This window comes from Sphingomonas phyllosphaerae (genome assembly GCF_036946485.1).
Lineage (GTDB): Bacteria > Pseudomonadota > Alphaproteobacteria > Sphingomonadales > Sphingomonadaceae > Sphingomonas > Sphingomonas phyllosphaerae_E.
Map to the genome: position 1 here is coordinate 1,466,399 of NZ_JAQIJA010000005.1, position 16,186 is coordinate 1,482,584.

The window sequence follows — 16,186 nt, forward strand, 5'->3', positions numbered from 1 at the left end:
GTCGCAGGCGGGCGTGCCATGTCATTGCCGGTTCATGCCCGAGCGGCTCTATGGCGCGATGACCATTCGTCCGTCCGCTCCTGTCGCCACCGCGTCGGCGGGGATCGACGCGATGGCCGGCGCTTTCCTCTTGTCCGATCCGTCCGGCTGCTCGCGGCACCGGGGCGGGGAGCTTCACGCATGAACCATGTTCCTCGATCGCGATCGGGGCGTTTCCATGTCGCCGGCTGGCTCGCGCTGGCGCTGTCGAGCGTCGCGCCCGCCGGGATCGCTGCCGCGCAGGAGGTGGTCGCCGCGCCCAACCCCGATGCCGACCGGCTCGCCGCGGTCGTGCGCACGCTCGGTGCCGCCCCGCGCGACCTGTCGGCGTTGATCGAGGCCGGCGACCTGTCGTTCACCCTGGGCGACGCGACCGCCGCCGCCGCCTTCTACAAGCGCGCCGAGGCGATCGATCCCAACAACGGCCGTGTTAAGGCGGGCATCGCGCGCATCCTCGTCAACGGCGAACGGCCGGGCGAGGCGCTCCGCTATTTCGAGCAGGCGCAGCGCCACGGCGCGCCCATGCCGCAATATGCCGACGACCGCGGCCTCGCCTACGATCTGATCGGCGAGCAGGAGCGTGCGCAGCAGGAGTATCGCCTGGCGCTCACGCAGGGCGGGCGCGAGGCGAGCAGGGAGGATGAGATCCGCCGCCGCTACGCGCTGTCGCTCGGTATTTCGGGGCGGCAGGAAGAGGCGCTGGCGCAAATCGAGCCGTTGCTGCGCCGTCAGGACCGTGGTGCGTGGCGCGCGCGCGCCTTCATCCTCGCGATGAATGGCGACGTGGCTGGGGCCAACAAGATCGCGACCAGCATGATGCCGCGTGGCATGGCAGGCGGGCTTGCGGCGTTCTTTCAGCGGCTGCCGACGCTATCGCCGGTCGACCGCGCCTTTGCGGTCCATTTCGGCGAAGTGACGCCGACCCCCGCCCGGCTTGCCGATGCGCGCATGGTGCCCCCTCTCGCCCCGCTGACCGGCGCGCCGGCCCGCACGCAGGTCGCTGCGGTTGCGCTGACCGTCCAGCCGCTGCCGGCTCCGCAGAAGAAGTTGTCGCGCAGCGAGCAGCGCCGTCGCGATCGTGCCGAGGCGCAACTGGCGGCGGCGAACACGCGCGCCCCGGTCCCCGCCACGACATCTGCCGTCGCCACACCGCAGCCGACGACCCGCACGACCGTGCCCACGTCCGCGCCACAGGTCGCGCAGGCGCCGATCACGACGCCGCAGCCGCAGCCGCAGCCGCAGCCACAGCCGCAGCCGCAGGCGTCGACGCCCGCGCCGGTCGCGGTGGCGCCGAGCCAGCCGCTGCCGACGCGCACGGCGTCGCCGCCGCCGCAGCTCGCCGCCGCGAACACGACGCCGCCGCGCCCGGCGGTGACACGTCGCGCCCCGCCGCTGCGGGTCAGTCCGCCGCGGATCAGCGAGGATTCGATCCTTGCACGGATCGTCGCGGGCATCTCCGTCCCGGCCGCCGAACTCGGCGTCGCGCCGATGCCGGGGTCGCAGCGCGTCCCGGTCGTCGCCGCGCCACCGGCGCCGACGGCCGCGACGCTGGACGAAGCCGCGCGCACCGCCGAACGCAACGCCGCCGCCGACGAGCAGAAGCGCACCAAGCTGGCCGCCGCCAAGCGCGTGTCGGAGAAGGCGGTGGTTGCGGTCGAGGCGGCGGATGACAAGCCCGCCGCCAAGCCGACCGCCAAACCGGTCGACCGCAAGGCGCGCGCCAAGGAGCTTGCCGCTGAAAAGGCCAAGAAGGAGGCGGCCGCCAAGGAAGCCGCCGAGAAGAAGGCCGCGCGTGCCGAGCCGGCGCGCATATGGGTGCAGGTCGCCAGCGGCGCGAACGAGGGTGATCTGCCCAAGGCGTGGAAGAACGTGCAGGGCAAGGCCGACGCGCTCGCCGGCAAGCGCGCCTATACCGTCTCGAACCGCGCCACCAACCGGCTGGTCACCGGGCCGTACAAGACCGAGGCCGAGGCGCGCGCGATGGTCAACACGCTTAAGAAGCAGGGATTGTCCGCCTTCACCTTCACCAGCGAGGCCGGGCAGAAGATGACCAGGCTGGGCGGCAAGTAACATGGCCGCGCTCGCGCCGTGGGCGGCCGATCCGGCGCGGAGCCGCGGTCGGCTGCACCCCGAGGAAAGCGCCGACCGCGGCCCGCGCGACGCCTTCCAGCGCGACCGCGACCGGATCATCCACTCGATCAGCTTCCGGCGACTGCGCCACAAGACGCAGGTCTTCCTCGCGCCCGATGGCGATCATTTCCGGGTCCGCCTGACCCACAGTCTCGAGGTCGCGCAGATCGGCCGGACGATCGCGCGTGTGCTCGGGCTCAACGAGGATCTGACCGAGGCACTGTGTCTCGCGCACGACATCGGCCACCCGCCGTTCGGCCATGCCGGCGAGGATGCGCTGCGACAGGCGATGGGCGCGGCGGGCGGGTTCGATCACAACGGGCATACGCTGCGCACGCTGATGCGGATCGAGCGGCCGTATCCGCGCTGGCCGGGCCTCAACCTGACGTGGGAGACGCTGGAGGGGCTCGCCAAGCACAACGGCCCGATCGCCGTGCCGGCCTGGGCGTTGGCGGAGGCGGATGCCGAGGCCGCGCTGGAGCTGACCAGCCATGCCTCGCTGGAGGCGCAGGTCGCGGCGCTGGCCGACGACATCGCCTATGACAATCACGACATCGACGACGGTCTGCGCGCCGGGCTGCTGACGCTCGAGCAGATCGAGGCGGTGCCGCTGGTGGCGGACGGCTGGCGGCGCGTGGCGGCGCGCTTCCCCGACCTGCCGCGCGACCGGCTGACGGGCGAGCTGATCCGCAGCCAGATCGGGGCGATGGTCAACGACCTGATCGCCGAGTCGCGCACGCGGATCGCGGCGGCGGGGGGTGGGAAGCGTCGAGGATGTGCGCGCGGCGGGGCGGGCGCTGATCGGCTTCTCGCCCGCGATGGCGGCGGCGGAGCGCGAGCTGAAGCGCTTCATGTACGCCAATCTCTACCATCACCCGCGGCAGCTTGCGGCAGCGGGCGCGGCACAGCGCGTGGTGTCGGGGCTGTTCGCCGCCTATCGCGACGATCCGCGGCGGCTGCCGGAGGAATGGCGCGCTCGGTTGCCGGAGAGCGAGCCGGGGATTAGCCGGCATATCGCCGACTTCATCGCGGGGATGACCGACCGGTACGCGATCTCGCGCTATCGCGAGATAGTGGGTGAGATCGATCTGCCCGAGGGCTTTTGACCGACCGACATCATTGCGAGCGTAGCGAAGCAAACCAGGGCCGGATCAGGACGCCCTGGATTGCTTCGCTACGCTCGCAATGACGAACCTTTCGTCGTCCCGGACTTGATCCGGGACCCTGCTTCTTCTTCCGACCGTCGCCAGTAGAAGCGGGATCCCGGGTCAAGCCCGGGATGACGGGCTATTTCAGCTATCCGCCTCCCGGGTCACACCCCGGGGCGACGGGTAGATCAGTTCGCCGCGACCGCCACCGGCGCCAGCGGGCGGGTGGTTCGGAACGACACGTCGCGGCCATTGGCCTGACCCGAAACGCGCGTGCCCTTGACGGTCAGGCGGAAGCGGCCGTTGCTGCTGCCGACCTCATGGCCCTGGATCAGGGTGGTGCCGTCCTGGTTCGGGGTCAGCGAATAGACATAGGTGTGCCCGTCGCGGCTGAAGCTGCGCTCCGTGGTGGCGGCAGCGGCAACGGCGGGGACCAGCGCGGCGGCGGTCAGGACGAGAGCGATCGAGGAGCGCATGTGACGTTTCCCTGTCTGGAGATGATGCGCTGCAACATCCATGCTGCGCTGCAACAGCGCAATTGTCCGTGTCGCATTCGTCGTTGCGGCCGCTGCAATTAGGGGCGGCGTCACGCATTTTGCGTCCACGCCGCCCTTGGGCTAAGCGGCGCGCATGACGCTCTTCACCCGTTTCACCGCCCATGTCGACGCCGCGCTCGACGCGCTGACCGCCGCCGGCACGCTCCCCGCCGACCTCGACCGCCGCAACGTCACGGTCGAGCCGCCGCGCGACGCGACCCACGGCGATCTGGCGACCAACGCCGCGATGGTGCTCGCCAAGCCGGCGGGCACCAACCCGCGCGCGCTGGCCGAGGCGCTGGCGGGCGAATTGCGCGCGCTGCCCGAGGTCGCCGAGGTGTCGGTGGCCGGACCGGGGTTCATCAACCTGCGGCTCCACGACGACGTGTGGCGCAAGGAGATCGCGACGATCGTCGGCGAGGGCGGCGACTATGGCCGCTCGACGCGCGGGCAGGGCGTGTCGGTGAACATCGAATATGTTTCCGCCAATCCGACCGGGCCGATGCACATGGGGCATTGCCGCGGCGCGGTGGTCGGCGACGCGCTCGCCAGCCTGCTCGAATTCGCCGGGCACAAGGTGATCCGCGAATATTACGTCAACGACGCCGGCGGGCAGGTCGACGTGCTCGCCCGCTCGGCGCACCTGCGGTATCGCGAGGCGCTGGGCGAGGACGTCGGCGCGATCCCGGAGGGGCTGTATCCGGGCGATTATCTGATCCCGGTCGGGCAGGCGCTGGCGCAGGAATTCGGCGACCGTTACGCCGCCGCGCCCGAGTCCGAGTGGCTGGCGCTGTTCCGGGCCCGTGCGGTGGCGGCGATGCTGGTGCTTATCAAGGACGATCTCGCGCTGCTCGGCATCCACCACGACATCTTCTCGTCGGAAGCGGAGTTGCAGGCGGCGAAAAAGCCCGAGGCCGCCGAGGCAGTGCTGCGCGCGCGCGACCTGATCTACGACGGCGTGCTCGAAGCGCCCAAGGGCGAGACGCCCGAGGATTGGGAGCCGGTCGAGCTGCCGCTGTTCCGCTCGACCAAGTTCGGCGACGATCAGGATCGCCCGATCCGCAAGTCGAACGGCAGCTGGACCTATTTCGGCGCCGACATGGCCTATCACTTCCAAAAGGCCGAAGGCGCCGACCAGCTGATCGACATCTGGGGCGCCGACCATGCCGGCACCGTCAAGCGCATCCAGGCCGCGGTCGCCGCGCTGACCGAGGGCAAGACGCGCTTCGACGTCAAGCTGGTCCAGATGGTGCGGCTGCTGCGCGGCGGCGAGCCGGTCAAGATGTCGAAGCGCGCCGGCAATTTCGTGACGCTGGCCGATGTCGTGCGCGAGGTCGGCAAGGACGTGGTGCGCTTCACGATGCTGACGCGCCGCTCGGACGCGCAGATGGATTTCGACTTCGCCAAGGTGGTCGAGGCGTCGAAAGAAAACCCGGTTTTCTACGTGCAATATGCGCACGCCCGCGTCCATTCGCTCCACCGCCGCGCCGCCGAGGCGGGGATTTCGGCCGAGGGTGCCGACCTGTCCCGGCTTGATACGGAAGAACTGGCGCTGGTGCGGCTCGCCAGCCAGTTCCCGCGCGTGGTGGAGACGGCGGCTGCGGCGCGCGAGCCGCATCGCATCGCCTTTTATCTCTATGATCTGGCTGCTGAATTTCACTCGCTGTGGAATGCCGGCAACGATCGGCCGGACCGGCGCTTCCTGGTGCCCGACGATCACGCCGTCACCGCGGCACGGCTGGCGCTCGCCGCCGCGATCGGCCAGATCATCCGAAACGGCCTCGCCATCATGGGGGTAGAGGCGGTGGCGGAGATGCACTGATGCGCGAGGGGGAGCCGATCGGCAGGATGAGCGACGCAGATCGTTTGCCGTGGCTCGATACCGTCGAGGCCGACGATCCCTATGCGGTGCCGGTCGGGCGGATCGTCGCCTTGGTCGCGGTCGGCCTGCTGGTGCTCGGTGCGATCCTGTTCGGCCTGTACCGCTGGCAGTTCGCGGGCAGCGGCGGCGACGGGCGGCTGATCGCCGCACCGCCCGGCGACTACAAGATCCGCCCCGACGAACCCGGCGGGATGAAGGTGATCGGCGAGGGCGATTCGGCGATCGCCGCCAGCGCCGGCAGCCACACCGACGCCGCGATCGATCTGGCACAGGTGCCCGAGGCGCCGGTGGCCCGCGCGACCGCGCCGGTGCCGAGCCCCAGCGCGACCGCAAACGGTGCGCCGACCGCCAGCGTCGCGGTGCCGCAGGCCGCCGCGCCGCTGCGCGCGCAACGCCCGGTCAGCGCGCCCGCGACGCAGGTGTCGGGCGCGGCCTCGGGCGGGACGATGGTCCAGCTCGGCGCTTTCCCCAGCCAGGCGGTCGCAAACGGCGCGTGGAGCCAGATCGCGCGCCGCTTCGGCTATGTCGCGACGCTGGAGAAGGTCGTGCAGCCCGCGGTGGTCAAGGGCCGCACCGTCTACAGGCTGCGCGTCAACGCCGGCAGCGGCGCGGCCGCGGCCGAATTGTGCGCGCGGCTGAAGCTGGCCGGCGAGGGCTGTTTCGTTACCGGATGAGGCGGAAGATGCCGCGATCGGGGAGCCGCACCGAGAAGGTGTAATGCACGCCGATCGCGAGCTGTAGCTGGTTCGCCGAATCGGCGCGGCGGATGATCGGCGAATCGGCGGCATCCCCGACCAGCCGTTCGTAGGTCGCGTTCGCCTCGACCCCCCAGTGGCGCGAAATCTCCTTCGACGCGCTGCCGGTCAGCGCGACCGAACGCAGCCCGGCCTTGGGGGTGTAGCGCGTCAGCCCGGTCGCCGCGGCGGCGCGATCGTCGACCCCGAACCACGCGCGCTGATACCGCCCGTCGCCGAGCAGTACGCGCGGCCCCAGCGACACCAGCCAGTCATCACCATCGCGGCGGACGTAATCCATGCCCAGCTGGCTGATCCAGCCCTTGTGGCCGTTGACGCCCTTGCGCACTTCGCCGCGCCAGCGGACCTGATCGCCGGTCCATGTCTCGATCGAGCCGCCCAGTTCCAGCGTCCGCCCGACGCCCGGCAAGCCGGGGACGAGATCGTTGCCGCGCCGCCGCCCTTCACGGCGCAGCGCGATCGCATATTCGGTGCGCCCGCGCCGGAGCAGCGTCAGGTTGGTGCCGTCGTCGGGCGCGCCGAACGCGAACGGCGTGTCGCCACGCGTCCGGGAGAGGCTGAACCACGGGCTCAGCCGCCGCTGGTCGTCGCCCGGGAACCACGGCTGCCACTGCGGCCCGACGGCGACCTGCACGCGCATCGGGACGCGCGGCGGGGGAACGTCCTCCGGGGTGGTGGATTGCAACGCGCCCGGATCGGCCGGCGGCGGCGCGTCCTGCGCCAGCGCGGCATGGGGCAGGGCAGCGACCATGAGGCAAGCCAGGCAACCCGAAACGCGCATCGTCTTCTCCTGCAATCGCGCCCATAGCTAGGCCGGACGCGCGGACTTCCAAAGTCATTTCCTCCACGCTGCGTTCCGCCCTAGAAGCGCGGGCATGAAGCCTGTGATCTTCGGCCTGTCCGGCCCCGTCCTCACCGCGGCGGAACGCGCCTTCTTCCACGCGGTACGCCCCGCCGGCTACATCCTGTTCCGGCGCAACGTCGAGACGCGCGCGCAGCTGCGCGCGCTCACCGATTCGCTGCGCGAACTGGAAGGGCGCGACGATGTCGCGATCCTCGTTGATCAGGAGGGCGGACGCGTCGCGCGGTTGGGGCCGCCGGAATGGCCGGCGTTTCCGGCCGGACCCGACTTCGACCGGCTTTACGAACTGGCGCCGATGTCGGGGATCGAGGCGGCGCGCGCCAACGGCCACGCACTGGGGCTGATGCTGTCGGAGGTCGGGATCACCGTCGACTGCCACCCGATCCTTGATGTCGCACGTCCCGAGACGACCCAGGCGATCACCTGCCGCGCGTTCGGGCACGAGCCGATGCGCGTCGGGGCGATGGGGCGTGCGACGCTGGAGGGGCTGGCGGCCGGCGGCGTGGTCGGGGTCGTCAAGCACATGCCCGGGCATGGCCGCGCGCTGGTCGACACGCATTACCATCTCCCGACCGTCACCGCCTCGGCCGCCGAGCTGGAGGAGGATCTCGCGCCGTTCCGCGCGCTGGCGCACGCGCCGATGGGGATGACCAGCCATATCGTCTATCAGGCATGGGATGCCGAGCGGCCCGCGACGCTGTCGCCGGTGGTGATCGAGGAGGTGATCCGCGGGCGGATCGGCTTCGACGGGCTGTTGATGACCGACGACATCGACATGAAGGCGCTGTCGGGCTCGGCGGGCGACAAGGCCGCGGGGGCGATCGCGGCGGGGTGCGACGTGGTGCTCGACTGCTGGGCGCGGATGGCCGAGATGGAGGAGATCGCCGCACGGCTGGGGGAGATCACGCCAGCGGCGCGGGCGCGGCTCGACCGGGCGATGGCGGGGCGGATGGCGGCGACGGGCGAGATGGCGGCGCTGCTTGACAAGCGCGACCGGTTGCTGGGGTTGGTCGAGGGGCAAGCTGAGCTGTCTCCCCAAACTTAGTTTATCCGTCGCCCCGGACTTGATCCGGGGCCCCGCTTCTTCAGGCGAACCGCTCGAACAGATCGAGCCAGTCGGGATTGTCGCGCTCGATCAACGCGAACTTCCACTCGCGGTGCCAGCGTTTTAGGCGTTTCTCATGCGCGATGCAGGCGTCGATCTGCTCGCTGGACTCGGCTCAGACCAGCCGGGTCAAACCGTATTGAGCGCAGAACGCCGAGCCTCTTCCGGCTCGATGCTGTGCGACCCGCGCGATCAGGTCAGCCGTCACGCCGACGTACATCGTGCCGCGATACCGATCGGCCATGATATAGACCCACCCGCCAGCCATGCGGGGAGGGGAGAAGAAGCGGGGCCCCGGGTCAAGCCCGGGGCGACGCAGATTGGGGAGAGTAACCAACAAAAGTTGCGGGAGGCTACCTCACCCCTGCTTGGCCAGCCACTCCTCCAGCCACTTGATCGTGTACGCCCCCTCGCGGAACTCGGGGTCATCCAGCAGCGCCTGATGGAGCGGGATGGTGGTCTTCATCCCCTCGATCACGAACTCTTCCAGCGCGCGGCGCAGCCGGCGCAGCGCGCCCTCGCGGGTGGTGCCGTAGACGATCAGCTTGGCGATCATGCTGTCGTAATACGGCGGCACCTTATAGCCCGCGTAGAGCCCCGAATCGACGCGGACGTGCATCCCGCCCGGCGCGTGGTATTGCTTCACCAGCCCCGGCGACGGCGCGAAGGTGCGCGGGTCCTCGGCGTTGATGCGGCATTCGATCGCATGGCCGCGGAACACCACGTCTTCCTGCCGCAGCGTCAGCGGATGCCCCTCGGCGATGCGGATCTGCTCGCGGACGAGATCCAGCCCGGTGATCGCCTCGGTCACCGGATGCTCGACCTGCAGCCGGGTGTTCATCTCGATGAAGTAGAACTCGCCGTTCTCCCACAGGAACTCGATCGTCCCCGCGCCGCGATAGCCCATGTCGGCCATCGCCCTGGCGACGATCCCGCCCATCCGCTCGCGCTCGTCGGCGGTGATGACCGGGGAGGGGGCCTCCTCGACGACCTTCTGGTGGCGGCGCTGGAGCGAGCAGTCGCGCTCGCCGAGGTGGATGGCGTTGCCGTTGCCGTCGCCGAACACCTGGAACTCGATGTGCCGCGGATTGCCGAGGTACTTTTCCATGTAGACGGTCGCGTCGCCGAACGCCGCCTTCGCCTCGCTACCCGCCTGCTGCATCAGCGTCTCGAGCTGATCCGCCGACTGGCACACCTTCATGCCGCGCCCGCCGCCGCCGCTGGCAGCCTTGATGATGACCGGATAGCCGATCTGCTCGGCGAGCGCCTGCGCCTCGGCGACGTCATGAATCGCGCCGTCCGAGCCGGGCACCAGCGGCAGCCCGAGCGCGCCGGCGGTGCGCTTGGCCTCGACCTTGTCGCCCATCACGCGGATATGCTCGGGCTTCGGCCCGACGAAGATCAGGTTATGCAGCTCGACGATCTCGGCGAACTTGGCGTTCTCGCTGAGAAAGCCATAGCCGGGGTGGATCGCGTCGGCGCCGCTGATCTCGGCGGCCGAGATGATGTTCGGAATGTTGAGATAGCTGTCGGCCGCGGCCGGCGGCCCGATGCAGATCGCCTCGTCCGCGAGCCGGACGTGCATCGCATCCGCGTCGGCGGTCGAGTGGACCGCGACAGTCTTGATGCCCATTTCGTGGCACGCGCGGTGGATGCGCAGCGCGATCTCGCCACGATTGGCGATCAGCAGTTTCTTGATCTGCGGCATCCGCTTACTCGACCACCACCAACGGCTGGTCGAACTCGACCGGCTGGCCGTTGTCGACCAGGATCGCCTTGACGACGCCCGCCGACGGCGCGGTGATCGGGTTCATCACCTTCATCGCCTCGACGATCAGCAGCGTGTCGCCGGCCGCGACGCTCTGGCCGACGCTGGCGAACGGCTTGGCGCCCGGCTCGGCGGCGAGATAGACGGTGCCGACCATCGGCGAGCGCACCGCATTGGCGTCCGACGCCGCCGACGGCCCGGCGACATCGACCTGCGGCGCGGCCGCGGCCGGCGCGGGCGCGGCTGGCGCGGGGGCATAATGCAGCGCGGGCGCGGCGTTGACCGCCGCCGCCTTGCGCGCGACGCGGATCTTGCGATCGCCGTCCTCGACCTCGATCTCGGTCAGCTGCGTGGTGTCGAGCAGCTCGGCGAGCTGGCGCACCAGATCGACATCGACCTGCATCGCGCCGCTATTGTGTGAAATGTCAGCCATTGAACCCCGATTATCCCTGACCTTTGGCGGCGGCTCCTGTCAGAAGCGGGCCGCGGCTTCAAGCGCGAGCTGGTACGACAGTGCGCCGAAGCCGGCAATGCTGCCCTTCGCCGCGCGCCCGACGAACGACGTGTGACGGAATTCCTCGCGCGTGTGCGGGTTCGACAGATGCACCTCGATTACCGGCGTCCTGATGGCCTTGATCGCGTCGTGGATCGCGATCGACGTGTGCGTGAACGCCCCGGCGTTGAGCAGCACCGCGTGCGCGTCATGCGCCTGCGCCTCGTGCAGCCAGTCGACCAGATGGCCTTCGTGGTTCGACTGGCGCATGTCGATCGTCAGCCCCAGCTCGCGCGCGCGATCCTCCAGCGCGCCGGCGATATCGTCCAGCGTGTCATGGCCATAGATATCGGGCTCGCGCACGCCGAGCAGGTTCAGGTTCGGTCCGTTGAGGACATAGACGGTGTCGGTCATCGCCGCGCATCATCGCACCCGGCGCGACGGCGCGCAACGTTGCCCCGCGGCTCCCGCGGTCCTAGATGACCGGCATGGCACATACTGACGGCACCATCACCATTTCCGTGAACGGCGAGCACAAGCGCGTGACCGCCGGGATCACCCTCGCCGAGCTGGCGGAGTCGCTTGGGCTGGTCCCCGAGAAGGTGGCGGTGGAACGCAACCTTGAGGTCGTGCCGCGCTCGACGCTGACGCAGGTGGTGGTCGAGGATGGCGACGAGCTGGAGATCGTCCACTTCGTCGGCGGCGGCGACCATGTGCAGCCGATCACCGACGATACGTGGACGGTCGCGGGCCGCACCTTCCGCTCGCGGCTGATCGTCGGCACCGGCAAGTACAAGGATTTCGCACAGAACGCCGCCGCGGTGGAGGCGTCCGGTGCCGAGATCGTCACGGTCGCGGTGCGGCGCGTCAACGTCAGCGATCCGAACGCGCCGATGCTGACCGACTATATCGACCCGAAGAAAGTCACCTATCTTCCCAACACCGCCGGCTGCTTCTCGGCGGAGGATGCGATCCGCACGCTGCGGCTGGCGCGCGAGGCGGGCGGCTGGGATCTGGTGAAGCTCGAGGTGCTGGGCGAGGCGCGCACGCTCTATCCGAACATGCGCGAAACGCTGAAGGCGACCGAGGTGCTGGTCCGCGAGGGCTTCAAGCCGATGGTCTATTGCGTCGACGATCCGATCGCCGCCAAGCAGCTCGAGGAGGCGGGTGCAGTGGCGATCATGCCGCTCGGCGCGCCGATCGGCTCGGGGCTCGGCATCCAGAACCAGGTGACGATCCGGCTGATCGTTGAGGGCGCGACCGTGCCGGTGCTGGTCGATGCGGGCGTAGGGCAGGCGAGCGATGCGGCGGTGGCCATGGAGCTGGGCTGCGACGGCGTCTTGATGAACACCGCGATCGCCGAGGCGAAGGACCCGGTGCTGATGGCGGCGGCGATGAGGGCGGCGGTCGAGGGTGGGCGGATGAGCTACCGCGCCGGCCGGATGGGCAAGCGCCGCTATGCTGACCCGTCGAGCCCGTTGTCGGGATTGATCTAGGGTAAGGATTCTCCCGCCGTTACGGAACCGCGTCGTTGCACCACCGTTCTGTCGTCACAGGGTTTCGCACAAGGAGATTGACGATGGGCGAGCTGACCGACAAGATCAAGGGCAATGTCAACGAAGCGATCGGCAAGGTGAAGGAAGCCGTCGGCAACCACAACCATGACGCTGACCTCGCCGCGGAAGGCAAGGCGCAGCAGGCCGAAGGCAAGGGCGAGCAGTTCAAGGGCAAGGTCAAGGGCGCGCTCGGCGACGACATCTGATCGGGCTCACGCTCGACATGAACAAGAGGCCGCTTCGTGAACAACGAGGCGGCCTTTTTTCTTCGTCATCCGGACCCTTCGACAAGCTCAGGAGAGCCTTGATCCCGGATCCGGCTTCTTCTTGCTGAGGCCGAAGCAAAGCGGGGCCCCGGATCAAGGCTCTCCTGAGCTTGTCGAAGGGTTCGGGGCGACGGCGCGTATTTACGTCATTGCGAGCGTAGCGAAGCAATCCAGAGCCGGATCAGGACGCCCTGGATTGCTTCGCTACGCTCGCAATGACGGTGGGGCGCTACCCCCGCCCACTCCACAAGCCGACGCCGATCCCCACCGCCGCGATCGCCAGCACCGTCGCCACGATCATCAACAACCCGTCGCGCACGGCGATCGCCAGCCCGAACGCCGCGATCGCCAGCATCGGCGCGGTGGTCGCGAGCGGCAGCAACTCCAGCGGCGGCACCGCGCACGCCAGCGCGATCACGCCGAACGCCGCGGCGCGCACGAACGGCCCGCGCGTCAGCGCCGGCAACCGCCCGTGGAACCAGCGATCCATGAACCGCGCCACGCCACGCGTCTTGTCGACCGCCTTGCGCACCTTGTCCGACGACACCGCGCGTCGCCGCACGAAGCCGGGCAGCCAGAGGTGCTTGCGTCCCAGCGCCATCTGCACCGCGATCAGCATGATGACTGCGGCCATCGCGGTCGGCAGGCCGGGAATGCTGCCGATCGGGGAGATGTCGATCAGCGGCATGACGATCAGGAACGGCCCGAAGCCGCGTGCGCCCAGCGCCTCGACGACATCGCCGACCGCGACCTCGTCCTTTTTGTCGGCGAGATCGTCGATCGCGTCGAGGATGTCGCCGACACTATGGGGTTCGTCTGCCATCGCCGATCAACCGACCAGCGCAGCGCAGGTTGCGGAACAAGCGCCGGACGCCGGACCTCCGTCATTGCGAGCGTAGCGAAGCAATCCAGGGCGTCCTGATCCCACCCCGCTCATTAACGCTATGCCCGCAATGAAGAATCGTTACCGAAACCCGGCCTTCTGCGACCCCCGCGCCGGAAACGCGCCTTACGCCTGCGGCGCCGCCGCCGCGCCCGCCTTCTGGAACAGCTCGCCCAGCTCGCCGGCCTCGTACATCTCCATCATGATGTCCGATCCGCCGACGAACTCGCCGGCGACATAGAGCTGCGGGATGGTCGGCCAGTCCGAATAGCCCTTGATGCCCTGCCGGATCGCCTGATCCTGCAGCACGTCGACGCTCTCGAACTGCACGCCCAGCCGCTCGAGGATCGCCACCGCGCGGCTCGAAAAGCCGCATTGCGGGAACAGCGGCGAGCCCTTCATGAACAGCACCACCGGGTTGCTCTTCACCAGCGCGTCGATGCGGGCGTTGGTATCGTCGGTCATATCGTCTTCCTTGCGAATGCGGTGGCGCGTCTCGCGCTTACTTCGGAACGGCGGTCGTCAACTGCAAGGCGTGGAGCACGCCGCCCATCCGCCCGCCCAGCGCGGCATAGACCGCCTGATGCTGTTTGACGCGCGGCATCCCTGCGAACGACGCCGACACGACCCGCGCCGACCAGTGATCGCCGTCGCCGGCCAGATCGGTCATCTCGACCTCGGCATCGGGGATGCCGGCCTTGATGAGCGCGGCGATGTCGCTTCCTTCCATCGGCATCGGCGTTACTCCGGCTGCATCAGCTGGCGGCGCGCCTCGACGGTCTGGTCCGCCAGCGCCTGCCGCACCGCCGCCTCGTCGACCTCGACGTTCGCCGCGGTCAGGTCGCCATAGATTTTGCGAACGACGTCCTCGTCGCCGGCTTCCTCGAAATCGGCCTGCACCACCGCCTTGGCATAAGCGTCTGTTTCGGCGGGAGTCAGTTGCATCAGCTGCGCCGCCCATTGCCCGACCAGCCGGTTGCGGCGTGCGATGATGCGGAACGCCACTTCCTCGTCGCGGGCGAACTTGGCCTCGAATGCGCGCTCACGATCGTCGAAAAGGGTCATGCTGGCTCCACTGCTCTGTTCACAGTGGATAGTGCGCGGACCGCTGCGGCGCAACGTGACTCAATCCGCGACGCGCACCACCAGCTTGCCGATCGCGCTGCGCTGACCCAATCGGGCGATCGCGGTGCCGCCTTGTTCGAGCGGGAACACCTCGGTGACGCGCGGCGCGATCCGCCCCGCTTCCCACAAGTCGAGCAGATGCAGGATGTGCGCGCGATTGGCGGCCGGCTCCCGCCCGGCGAACGCGCCCCAGAACACCCCGCACACGTCGCAGCTCTTGAGCAACGTCAGGTTGAGCGGCAGCTTCGGGATACCGGCGGGAAAGCCGACCACCAGATAGCGCCCCTCCCAGCCGATCGCGCGCAGCGCCGGCTCGGCATAATCGCCGCCGACCGCGTCGTAGATCACCTGAAAGCCGTGCGCGCCGCCGGCCTGCTTGAACCGCTCCGCCAACGCCTTGGACGCCGGCTTGTCGAACGGCGCATGTGAATAGACGATCACCTCGTCGGCACCGGCGTCGCGCACCGCCTGCGCCTTGTCCTCGCTCGACACCGCACCGACCACCTGCGCGCCGAACGCCTTGGCCAGCTCGACCGCCGCCAGCCCGACCCCGCCCGCCGCGCCGAGCACCAGCACGCGGTCGCCTGCCTTCACGCGCCCGCGATCGACCAGCGCATGGATGCTGGTGGCATAGGTGAGCAGCAGCGCCGCGCCCTCCTCGAACCCGCGTCCGTCGGGCAGCGGATAGAGCGCATCGGCGGAGACGGCGCGTCGTTCGGCGAGTCCGCCCATCAGCACCGTGCCTATCACGCGGTCGCCGACGCGCCATTGCGTGACGCCCGCGCCGACCTCGGCGACGATGCCGGCGATGTCACCGCCGGGCGCGAAGGGGCGGGGCGGCTGGAACTGGTAGCGATCCTCGATCACCAGCACGTCGGGATAGTTGATCGAACACGCCTTGACCGCGACCACCACCTCGCCCGGACCGGGGGCGGGATCGGGCAGCTCGCCGACTTCCAGAGTTTCAGGTCCGCCCGGCGCCCTCGACAGCAAAGCCCGCATCCACCCGCTCTCCCTTGATCCAGGGCCGCTCGTCGTCGAGCCGCTCCTCGAATTTCGAAATCGCGGTATCCTTTGCCAGTGTCAGCCCGACCTCGTCCAGCCCTTCCATCAGGCAGCGGCGACGAAAGGCGTCGAGTTCGAAGGGAAAGCGGTCCTGATAGGGGGTGGTGACGGTCATCGTCTCCAGATCGACCGTGACGGGATCGGTCTTCGCCACCTCGATCAGCCGGTCGACCGCCTCCTGCGGCAACACGACCGGGACGATGCCGTTCTTGAACGCATTGCCCGAGAAGATGTCGGAGAAGCTCGGCGCGATCACCGCCTTGATGCCCATGTCGCCCAACGCCCAGGCGGCATGTTCACGGCTCGACCCGCAGCCGAAATTGTCGCCCGCGATCAGGATCGGCGCACCGGCATAGGCAGGATCGTCGAAGATGTTGCCGGGCTGCGCGCGCACCGTCTCGAACGCGCCCTTGCCCAGCCCTGACCGCTTGATCGTCTTCAGCCAATGCGCCGGGATGATGACGTCGGTGTCGATATTCTTGGCACCCCAAGGGTAAGCGGTGCCCGAAACGCGCGTGACCGGCTCCATCAGCGTGCCGGACGGCTAGCCGGGATCGCGGGGCGCGCGAATCG

Annotated in this window: 17 protein-coding genes and 2 pseudogenes; 7 read left to right on the forward strand and 12 right to left on the reverse strand. The window is 69.2% G+C overall.

Translation table 11 applies throughout. From position 1 onward, the window contains the following. Positions 1–180: 180 nt before the first annotated feature. Both PGN16_RS15555 and PGN16_RS15560 read left to right on the forward strand, forming a co-directional pair. Entirely contained in the window at positions 181–2,109 is a 1,929-nt protein-coding gene (locus PGN16_RS15555; protein ID WP_335310263.1) for an SPOR domain-containing protein, read from the forward strand. Between the two features lies 1 nt (position 2,110). Further along, positions 2,111–3,275, forward strand: a pseudogene (locus PGN16_RS15560) (deoxyguanosinetriphosphate triphosphohydrolase). A 230-nt stretch (positions 3,276–3,505) separates the two neighbouring features. On the opposite strand, the gene PGN16_RS15565 reads toward PGN16_RS15560, so the two are convergent. Beyond that, positions 3,506–3,793: a hypothetical protein gene (locus PGN16_RS15565; RefSeq protein WP_335310264.1), complete on the reverse strand. Its 288-nt coding sequence runs from the start codon at positions 3,791–3,793 to the stop codon at positions 3,506–3,508. Positions 3,794–3,947: 154 nt separating this feature from the next. Between PGN16_RS15565 and argS the strand changes: the two genes are divergently transcribed. Then, positions 3,948–5,675, forward strand: a complete 1,728-nt coding sequence (gene argS / locus PGN16_RS15570; RefSeq protein ID WP_335310265.1) for an arginine--tRNA ligase — start codon at positions 3,948–3,950, stop codon at positions 5,673–5,675. A gap of 26 nt (positions 5,676–5,701) precedes the next feature. Then, positions 5,702–6,409 carry an SPOR domain-containing protein gene (locus PGN16_RS15575; protein WP_335310266.1) on the forward strand — a complete coding sequence of 236 codons (708 nt, stop codon included), beginning with the start codon at positions 5,702–5,704 and terminating at the stop codon, positions 6,407–6,409. Here the strand turns inward: PGN16_RS15575 and PGN16_RS15580 are convergent. Next, on the reverse strand, positions 6,399–7,241 hold the full coding sequence (locus PGN16_RS15580) for a MipA/OmpV family protein (RefSeq protein WP_335310267.1): 843 nt from the start codon (positions 7,239–7,241) through the stop codon (positions 6,399–6,401). The genes PGN16_RS15575 and PGN16_RS15580 overlap by 11 nt on opposite strands. A gap of 124 nt (positions 7,242–7,365) precedes the next feature. On the opposite strand from PGN16_RS15580, the gene PGN16_RS15585 reads away from it, so the two are divergent. Continuing rightward, on the forward strand, positions 7,366–8,397 hold the full coding sequence (locus PGN16_RS15585; protein WP_335310268.1) for a glycoside hydrolase family 3 N-terminal domain-containing protein: 1,032 nt from the start codon (positions 7,366–7,368) through the stop codon (positions 8,395–8,397). A gap of 40 nt (positions 8,398–8,437) precedes the next feature. Here the strand turns inward: PGN16_RS15585 and PGN16_RS15590 are convergent. The 4 genes and pseudogenes from PGN16_RS15590 to aroQ all read right to left on the reverse strand — a co-directional run bounded on the left by PGN16_RS15590 (position 8,438) and on the right by aroQ (position 11,132). After that, positions 8,438–8,725, reverse strand: a pseudogene (locus tag PGN16_RS15590) (GIY-YIG nuclease family protein). Between the two features lie 90 nt (positions 8,726–8,815). Next, positions 8,816–10,165: an acetyl-CoA carboxylase biotin carboxylase subunit gene (gene accC, locus PGN16_RS15595; RefSeq protein WP_335310269.1), complete on the reverse strand. Its 1,350-nt coding sequence runs from the start codon at positions 10,163–10,165 to the stop codon at positions 8,816–8,818. A gap of 4 nt (positions 10,166–10,169) precedes the next feature. Then, entirely contained in the window at positions 10,170–10,658 is a 489-nt protein-coding gene (gene accB / locus PGN16_RS15600; protein ID WP_335310270.1) for an acetyl-CoA carboxylase biotin carboxyl carrier protein, read from the reverse strand. Between the two features lie 39 nt (positions 10,659–10,697). Continuing rightward, positions 10,698–11,132 carry a type II 3-dehydroquinate dehydratase gene (aroQ, locus tag PGN16_RS15605; protein WP_335310271.1) on the reverse strand — a complete coding sequence of 145 codons (435 nt, stop codon included), beginning with the start codon at positions 11,130–11,132 and terminating at the stop codon, positions 10,698–10,700. Positions 11,133–11,206: 74 nt separating this feature from the next. Here aroQ and thiS point away from each other — a divergent pair, with 74 nt between their 5' ends. Continuing rightward, positions 11,207–12,214 carry a sulfur carrier protein ThiS gene (gene thiS, locus PGN16_RS15610; RefSeq protein WP_081668611.1) on the forward strand — a complete coding sequence of 336 codons (1,008 nt, stop codon included), beginning with the start codon at positions 11,207–11,209 and terminating at the stop codon, positions 12,212–12,214. Positions 12,215–12,297: 83 nt separating this feature from the next. Further along, entirely contained in the window at positions 12,298–12,480 is a 183-nt protein-coding gene (locus tag PGN16_RS15615) for a CsbD family protein (protein ID WP_335310272.1), read from the forward strand. A gap of 289 nt (positions 12,481–12,769) precedes the next feature. On the opposite strand, the gene PGN16_RS15620 is transcribed toward PGN16_RS15615, so the two are convergent. The 6 genes from PGN16_RS15620 to leuD form a co-directional block, all read right to left on the reverse strand. Continuing rightward, a complete protein-coding gene (locus PGN16_RS15620; RefSeq protein WP_335310273.1) occupies positions 12,770–13,363 on the reverse strand; it encodes an exopolysaccharide biosynthesis protein in 594 nt (197 codons plus the stop codon). A gap of 186 nt (positions 13,364–13,549) precedes the next feature. Next, the gene (gene grxD / locus PGN16_RS15625) at positions 13,550–13,888 is read right to left on the reverse strand and encodes a Grx4 family monothiol glutaredoxin (protein ID WP_335310274.1); all 339 of its coding nucleotides are present in this window, start codon (positions 13,886–13,888) and stop codon (positions 13,550–13,552) included. A gap of 37 nt (positions 13,889–13,925) precedes the next feature. Continuing rightward, positions 13,926–14,159 carry a BolA family protein gene (locus tag PGN16_RS15630; RefSeq protein ID WP_184504217.1) on the reverse strand — a complete coding sequence of 78 codons (234 nt, stop codon included), beginning with the start codon at positions 14,157–14,159 and terminating at the stop codon, positions 13,926–13,928. A gap of 5 nt (positions 14,160–14,164) precedes the next feature. After that, positions 14,165–14,488, reverse strand: coding sequence for a DUF1476 domain-containing protein (locus PGN16_RS15635; RefSeq protein WP_335310275.1), 324 nt, complete (start codon positions 14,486–14,488; stop codon positions 14,165–14,167). A 60-nt stretch (positions 14,489–14,548) separates the two neighbouring features. Then, positions 14,549–15,550 (reverse strand): NADPH:quinone oxidoreductase family protein, encoded by a 1,002-nt coding sequence (locus tag PGN16_RS15640; RefSeq protein ID WP_335310276.1) that lies wholly within the window; start codon positions 15,548–15,550, stop codon positions 14,549–14,551. Further along, a complete protein-coding gene (gene leuD / locus PGN16_RS15645; RefSeq protein ID WP_335310277.1) occupies positions 15,513–16,142 on the reverse strand; it encodes a 3-isopropylmalate dehydratase small subunit in 630 nt (209 codons plus the stop codon). Before leuD ends, PGN16_RS15640 begins: the two co-directional genes overlap by 38 nt. Between the last annotated feature and the right edge of the window lie 44 nt (positions 16,143–16,186).